This window comes from Brevundimonas sp., from assembly GCF_044239655.1.
In the GTDB taxonomy this organism is placed as follows: Bacteria; Pseudomonadota; Alphaproteobacteria; order Caulobacterales; family Caulobacteraceae; genus Brevundimonas.
On record NZ_JBIIAY010000145.1, the window covers coordinates 1 to 6,905 of the forward strand.

Below are 6,905 nucleotides of genomic sequence, written 5' to 3' on the forward strand. Positions count from 1 at the left end.
GGCGAGGCGGACTTCTCCAGCGAAGTTATCGTTCGCAGTTAGAAAATGGCCCGATACGGTGGGCCAGGACGAGCGAAAGCAGTCTTCTTTACACGTCCGTCGATGCTAGTCGGCCCCGCATCTCCCCCGAAAACGAGGAGCGATTGGTGGAGCCGCCGGGAATCGCACCCGGGTCCGGTCCGCTTATTACAAGCGCGTTTATCGCCATATCCGGGGCAAGCCCCGGCACGATCAATATAGGCGCTCCGGTCTCAGGTTCCAAGGGGCACCGCGATCAGCCCCCACCGGTCCGCCCCGTCGCCTTGCCCGTGCCCTCGCAGACGGGACAGGTCTCGCCGGTGGTCAGCGATCCCACCCCCTCGCATTCGGGACACAGGGTCGCATCGTGGTGCTGGCCGAATGCCGGGTCCGCCGGGTCGCCGGGCGTCAGGCCGTGGTCGTCGATCTCGTGCTCGTTCATCTACCAGCGCCTTCCGTTTTCCTGCCAGAAGACCCGTTCGCGACCATAGCGACCATCGCGATTGTACCCGCCGAAGCCATAGCCGCAGGGATCGTCCTCGGCTGACAGCTCGCGACCCAGCAGACCGCCGATCGCCGCCCCGATCGCCGCGCCGCGCTCCCGGTCGCCGGGTCCCGCAGTCGCCGCGCCCGCCGCTGCGCCCAACAGGGCCCCCGACGCCGTCGCCCGGTCCCGGTTGTAGGCATAATCGCGCTCGCATGCCGAGGCATAGCCGTCCGTCGTCGCGCACCCGGCACTGGCCAGGCCACCGACCATCAAGGCCGCCACTGCCAAAAATCGTTTCTTCATCGAACCCTCCACAACCCTGTGCAGAGCAAACACCTGCGGGGTCGGTGTCGTTCCGGCGCGTCTCAGGCCCGGGGCCAGTCCGGTGTCTGGTTGCGGAACCAGGTCAGCTGCCGCTTGGCATAGTTCCGCGTCGCCTGGCGCGCGGCGGTCATAGCCTGATCCAGCGTCGTCTCACCCCTCAGATGCCCTGCGAACTCCCGCACCCCCACGGCCTTCATCGCGGGCAGGGCAGGGTCGAGGCCCCGTGCCACCAGCGCCCGAACCTCGTCCAGCGCCCCCTGTTCGACCATGGCCCCGACCCGCGCGTCGCACCGGGCATAAAGGTCCGGCCGTTCCGGCTCGACCACCAGCGGATGATAGGTCTCGCGCGCCAGCAGGGGATGGGTGGACGCCTGCCAGTCCGACAGCGACCGCGTCGTCGCCCGCCCCACGGCATATGCCCGCGTCAACCGTTGCCGGTCCCCCGGCGCGATCGAAGCCTCCGCAGGCGGATCCAGCGCCGTCAGCCTCAGCCGGAACGCCGCCTCCCCCTCGGTGTCGTACAATGCCATCGCCTCCTCGCGCGCGGCAGGGGGCACCTCGGGGATGTCGGCCAGCCCCTTGGTCAGGGCGGTAAAGTACAGTCCCGTTCCGCCGACGATCAGGGCCGGTCGCTTCTGCGACTTCAGCTCCGCCAGGATCTCCAGTACGGCCCGCGACCACCGCCCCACCGACCAGGCGTCGGCCGCGTCGGCCACTCCGTACAGCCGGTGCTCAGCCGCCGCCTCGTCTTCGACCGAGGGCCTTGCGCTCAGCACCCTCAGATCGGCGTACAGCTGCTGGCTGTCGGCGTTGATGATGACCGCGCCTGTTCGGGCGGCCATGTCGAGCGCCAGCCGCGACTTGCCCGAGGCGGTCGGGCCGGCGATCAATGTGATCTGGCGATCGGGCAAATGCGTACTCGCGGGCGGTCTGTGCGGGCGATAGAAGTCCCCGACCCCGCCTGCAAGCCTGAGTGCGCATGACCGACCCCGCCCCCCTGACCAAAGACGCCGTCGTCGCTGTCCTTGACGCCATCCCCGATCCGAAATCTGGCCGGGGTCTGGTCGCGTCGGGCGTGGCACAGGGTCTGACCGTCGCCGCCGACCGCGCCGGCTTCGTGATCGAGGTCGCCCCCTCCGACACCGCCCTCTATGCCCCCGTCAGGGACGCCGCCGAGGCCGCGCTCAGGGCCATGCCCGGCATGACCAGGGTCTCGGTCATCCTGACCGCCGAGTCCGCGCCCGCCGCGCGCCCACGACGCGGTGCCAGCCTGTCGCCCGCCGCCGTCGAACAGGGCCGGCCCCGGGCCCCCGTCCCGACTGACCGCCCCGCCCACGTCCGCCGCGTCATCGCCGTGGCCAGCGGCAAGGGCGGCGTCGGCAAGTCCACCGTCGCGGTCAACCTGGCCTGCGCCCTGGCCGCGCGGGGACTGAGCGTCGGCATCCTCGACGCCGACGTCCACGGCCCGTCCATCCCGACCATGCTCGCCCTGTCGGGAAAGCCGGACTACGTCGACGGGATGATCGAGCCGCATCTGGCCCACGGCCTGAAGGCCATGTCCGTCGGCTTCCTGACCAAGGCCGACGACGCCATGATGTGGCGCGGCCCCATGGCCTCCCAGGCCCTGACCCAGATGCTGACCCAGACCCGCTGGGGCACGGAACAGGCCCCGCTGGACATCCTGGTCGTCGACATGCCCCCCGGCACCGGCGACATCCAGCTGACCCTGATCCAGAAGACGCCCCTCGACGGCGTCGTGATCGTCTCGACCCCTCAGGAAGTCGCCCTCGCCGACGCCCGCCGTGCCCACACGATGTTCACCAGGGTCGGCGTCCCGACCCTGGGCCTGATCGAGAACATGTCCGGCGACGTCTTCGGTCGCGGCGGCGCCGAGGCTGAGGCAGTCAGACTGGGCATCCCCTACCTCGGCGACCTGCCGTTGGACGCTGCCGTGCGCGAGGGCGGGGACGCCGGAGTGCCGGTGGTGATTGCGAATCCCGACGGTGCTGCCGCTTCGCGGTTTGCAGTCATTGCACAGGCTGTGGCGGCCTGAACGTCCTTCCCCCCTTGCGGGGGAAGGGTTTGGCTGGCCCAACCCCTCCAACTTTCAAACTTCGGCCGTCCAATCCCTTGCCGCATAAGGGATTGCAGATTTCTGACCCCCCCAAACCCGCACAGGTATCCCACGCGGCTATACTGCCCTTCGTCCCGTCGCGGGGAAGGGCGCAAGGCCTTGCGATCTTGTTGCGGCGGGGGTGTGTGGAGCGGGGCGGTCGAGGCCTCGTCTCCGGTCAGCCTTGGCGAGCTCCGAAGCCGGCACCCCTCGGGAGGCTGGGCGCGGCGCCCGGGGGGATCGGGGGCGGTGTCGCCGGCCGTGCAAAGGGTCCGGCGCAGGTAGTCGGATCGTTCAGGGGACGATGCTGCAAGGGCATCACCTTCCCGCCGGGGGCGCGGTAGCGGCAAGGGGCGAATACCCCCGCTGGTTCGGGAGACCGAGCCGTACAGCTCCTGGAAAACCACGCACGCGGAGCGTCTGTCTTTCGCCGAAACGGTAACCACTACCCCCATTCCGGGCGGAGGCCCGGACGCTCTGCCGGCCCTTCCCATCGCTTCAGCGCATCGGCGCGTGAGGGCGAAGAGGCGTGTGTGACGAGTGGTCTGTGATTTGTGATTAGTGGTTGCTGCGTCTGGCACCGGGCTCCTGTCGGCTGCCACCGGCGTGCGTAGGAGATGCGACGACCACGAACCACAAATCACAAATCACGAACCACGACCCACCACCTAAGCCATTGCATCCTTTCCCGCCTTAAGGCGTAGCTTGTCGGTCGGAACCGATCGGGACATCGCCATGAACACCAAGCTTCTCCTCGCCGCCTGCGCCGTCGGTGCCCTGGCTCTGTCCGGATGCATGGCCGCAGGCATGGAGACCGTGGCCACGGCCGACGAGGCCGCGGCCGCCCGGCCGGCCGATCCCTACGCCGCCGCCATCGCCGATCCGCTGCGCCCCGCGAGCGAGGTCGAGCGCGATCCCCTGCGTCATCCGGCCGAAATGCTGGCCTTTGCCCAGATCGACGAAGGCGACCGGATCGCCGACATCCGGCCCGAGGAAGGCTATTTCACCCGGCTGTTCGCCCGTGCGGTGGGCGGGGCCGGTCGGGTCTATGCCTTCGTGCCGAACCAGACGGCGGCGCGCGAGAACGCCTTCGGCGACGCCTTGGCGGCCGCCTATCCGAACGTGAACCGGATCACCGGCGACCTGAACGTCATGACCTTCCCCGAGCCGCTCGACGTGGTGTTCATGGGCCAGGAATACCACGACTTCGTCATCCCCCGCTTCAACGTCGATGTCGCCAGGATGAACGCCCAGGTGTTCGCCGCGCTCAAGCCCGGCGGCCTCTATGTCATCCTGGATCACCAGGCCGCGCCGGGCGCGGGGACGTCCGTGGTCGGTACCCTGCACCGGATCGAGGGCTCGGCCCTGCGCGCCCAGGTCGAGGCGGCCGGCTTCATATTCGACGGCGAGACCACGGCGGTGGCCAACCCCGACGACGACCACTCCCTGTCGGTGTTCGACGAAGCCATCCGGGGCAAGAGCGACCAGTTCGTCTATCGCTTCAGGAAGCCCGGGTAACAATCGTCGCCCATCCGACGTAGACTGGGGCAAGGGCGCAGTCCGGCGCCGATGAGGGAGGGTTTCATGCGTCGCTCACTGATCCTGGCCGCGTCGATCGCGGTGCTGGCCACTGGCCTCGGCGGTGCCGTGTCCGCCCAGACCGCTCCGACACCTGCATCCTATGCCGCGGCCCTCGCTGACCCGGTCCGTTCGGCCGAGGACCGCGCCCGCGACGCGGCCCGCCACACGGCCGAAACCCTGGCCTTCGCCCAGGTCATGCGGGGCCAGAAGATCGCCGACATGATCATCGGCGGCGGATTCTTCACCCGCGCCTTCGCGGCTGCCGTGGGTCCGCAAGGCATGGTCACGGGGTGGCAACCCGACGAGTTCCTGAAGTTCGACCCCAACTACGCCGCCAGCCTGGCCGCCATCGACGCCCTCCCGAACGTCGCCGCCGTCAGTTCGCCGATCGCCGCGCCGGCGTTTCCCTCGGGGCTTGATCTGGTCTTCACCGCCCAGAACTATCACGACCTTCATCTGACGCTCTTCGGCGCGGATACGGCGACCAGTGTCAATGCGGCGGCCTTCGCGGCGCTCAAGCCCGGAGGCCTCTATGTCATCATCGACCACCATGCGGCGGCAGGCAGCGGTCTTGCCGCGACCAACACCCTGCACCGCATCGACATCGAGGCAGTGAAGGCCGAGGTTCAGGCCGCCGGCTTCGTGCTGGACAGCGAAAGCGACATCCTGGCCAACACCACCGATCCCCTGACCGCCAACGTTTTCGACGCGGCGATCCGGGGCCAGACCAGCCAGTTCGTGCTGCGGTTCAAGAAGCCGGCGTGATCGGCGGCATGTTCGCAATCGTTCTGGCGCTGGCGACACCGGCGGTTCAGGACCCACCCTATGCCGTAGCGCCGGGCCTGTTCGACCAGACCGCGCCCGACCTCGGCCTGATCCCCGCACCGGGGACTGAGACCTACACCGTCTTCGCACCCGGAACGACGGGGGATCAGTTCTCCAACGGCGTCGTCCTCATCGGCTTCAAGGGCCGCCTGTTCGCCCAGTGGCAGGCCTCGGCACGGGACGAGGATTCGCCCGACACCCATGTGATGTTCGCGGTCAGCGAGGACGGCGAGCACTGGAGCTTGCCGCGTCTGCTGGCACCCGCCGGAACCGGCGGGACCATGGTGTCGTCGGGTGGCTGGAAGACGGACGGCGAAACCCTGGTGGCCTTCGTCAACGTCTGGCCCACGGGATTTCAGACCGGCGACGGCGGCCGCGTCGAATACCTGACCAGTCTTGACGGCGAGGTCTGGAGCGAAAGGGCCCCGGTCAGGGGGGCGGACGGTCAGCCGGTCGATGGCGTGATCGAACAGGATCCGCGCGAGATCGACGGCCGGGTCCACGGTGCCTTTCACATGCGGCCCGGCATGATCGCGACCCCGGCCCATACGGACGATCCGCTCGCGGTCTCGGGCTGGCGGCTGGGGGCCATGACGCATCTGCAACGGACCCCGCCGCCCCCGGGTGCCCCGGTCCACGAGGGGCGACTGAGCCGCGAGATCGAGCCCAGCCTGTTCCGGCAGGGCGACTGCATCGTCATGGTCTTGCGCGATGAGGACCTGAGCTTTCGCCAACTGGCCGCGCGTAGTTGCGATCGAGGACTGACCTGGACCACGCCGGTGCTGACGGACATGCCCGACGCCCGGGCCAAGCAGAGTGCAGGAAACCTGCCGGACGGAACCGCCTATCTGGTCAACGCACCGAACGACGACCGGCTGAGAGTACCACTGGCGATCACCACGAGCGCAGACGGGTCGACGTTCGACCGATCCTTCCTGCTGCGCGGGACCGGTGACTTACAGCCGCTGCGGCACGAGGGGCGCTACAAGCGTCCGGGCTATCACTATCCCAAGAGCGTGGTGTGGAACGGCTTCCTGTGGGTCGGCTATGCCGAGAACAAGGAGGACGTGCAGGTCACGCGCGTTCCGCTCTCTGCGTTGGAACGATATTGAGAACCGTTATCAATTAAGGGTTTGCGGCGTTTTGTCCTTGCGGATTCGTGGACAGAAAGCGCCAATCGGCGCAAAGACCCGCCACGTTTTTTGCGCGCGAAAGATCGCTCTCCGAAAGATCGCCCAAGGTGTTCGACTACAAGGCCGCATTCGAATCTGCAGTCGACCAGGTCAAGGGCGAAGGTCGCTATCGCGTCTTCGCCGACCTGAAACGCGTCCGCGGCCAGTTCCCCCGCGCCGTACGTCGTCGTGACGACGGGACCGAGCAGGACGTCGTCATCTGGTGCTCGAACGACTACCTCGGCATGGGCCAGCATCCGGCGGTGCTCGAAGCCATGCAGGCCGAGATCGACGCCGTGGGCGCCGGGGCCGGGGGCACCCGCAACATCTCGGGCACGACACGGTCGGCCGTCGATCTGGAAGCCGAACTGGCCAGCTGGCACCA

The 6,905-nt window shown here is 68.3% G+C and carries 8 protein-coding genes and 1 other RNA gene; 5 read left to right on the forward strand and 4 right to left on the reverse strand.

The window, feature by feature from the left end; genetic code table 11:
• From ssrA to miaA, 4 genes are all read right to left on the reverse strand, one after another.
• Nucleotides 1-266, reverse strand: a transfer-messenger RNA (tmRNA) gene (gene ssrA / locus ACILQR_RS14775); the annotation flags it as partial.
• 8 nt (nucleotides 267-274) lie between these two features.
• Complete coding sequence (locus ACILQR_RS14780; RefSeq protein WP_271144456.1) at nucleotides 275-460, reverse strand: hypothetical protein; 186 nt, start codon at nucleotides 458-460, stop codon at nucleotides 275-277.
• Nucleotides 461-808 carry a glycine zipper 2TM domain-containing protein gene (locus ACILQR_RS14785; protein ID WP_395652149.1) on the reverse strand — a complete coding sequence of 116 codons (348 nt, stop codon included), beginning with the start codon at nucleotides 806-808 and terminating at the stop codon, nucleotides 461-463.
• A 62-nt stretch (nucleotides 809-870) separates the two neighbouring features.
• A complete protein-coding gene (gene miaA, locus ACILQR_RS14790) occupies nucleotides 871-1,740 on the reverse strand; it encodes a tRNA (adenosine(37)-N6)-dimethylallyltransferase MiaA (protein WP_395652150.1) in 870 nt (289 codons plus the stop codon).
• Nucleotides 1,741-1,808: 68 nt separating this feature from the next.
• Between miaA and ACILQR_RS14795 the strand changes: the two genes are divergently transcribed.
• The 5 genes from ACILQR_RS14795 to ACILQR_RS14815 form a co-directional block, all read left to right on the forward strand.
• Nucleotides 1,809-2,882, forward strand: a complete 1,074-nt coding sequence (locus ACILQR_RS14795; RefSeq protein ID WP_395652151.1) for an Mrp/NBP35 family ATP-binding protein — start codon at nucleotides 1,809-1,811, stop codon at nucleotides 2,880-2,882.
• Between the two features lie 795 nt (nucleotides 2,883-3,677).
• Nucleotides 3,678-4,460: a class I SAM-dependent methyltransferase gene (locus ACILQR_RS14800; RefSeq protein WP_395652152.1), complete on the forward strand. Its 783-nt coding sequence runs from the start codon at nucleotides 3,678-3,680 to the stop codon at nucleotides 4,458-4,460.
• A gap of 66 nt (nucleotides 4,461-4,526) precedes the next feature.
• The gene (locus tag ACILQR_RS14805) at nucleotides 4,527-5,288 is read left to right on the forward strand and encodes a class I SAM-dependent methyltransferase (RefSeq protein ID WP_395652153.1); all 762 of its coding nucleotides are present in this window, start codon (nucleotides 4,527-4,529) and stop codon (nucleotides 5,286-5,288) included.
• An 8-nt stretch (nucleotides 5,289-5,296) separates the two neighbouring features.
• Nucleotides 5,297-6,460: a sialidase family protein gene (locus tag ACILQR_RS14810; RefSeq protein ID WP_395652154.1), complete on the forward strand. Its 1,164-nt coding sequence runs from the start codon at nucleotides 5,297-5,299 to the stop codon at nucleotides 6,458-6,460.
• Between the two features lie 128 nt (nucleotides 6,461-6,588).
• Nucleotides 6,589-6,905: aminotransferase class I/II-fold pyridoxal phosphate-dependent enzyme (locus ACILQR_RS14815; RefSeq protein ID WP_395652155.1), on the forward strand; the 317-nt coding region annotated here is incomplete at its 3' end.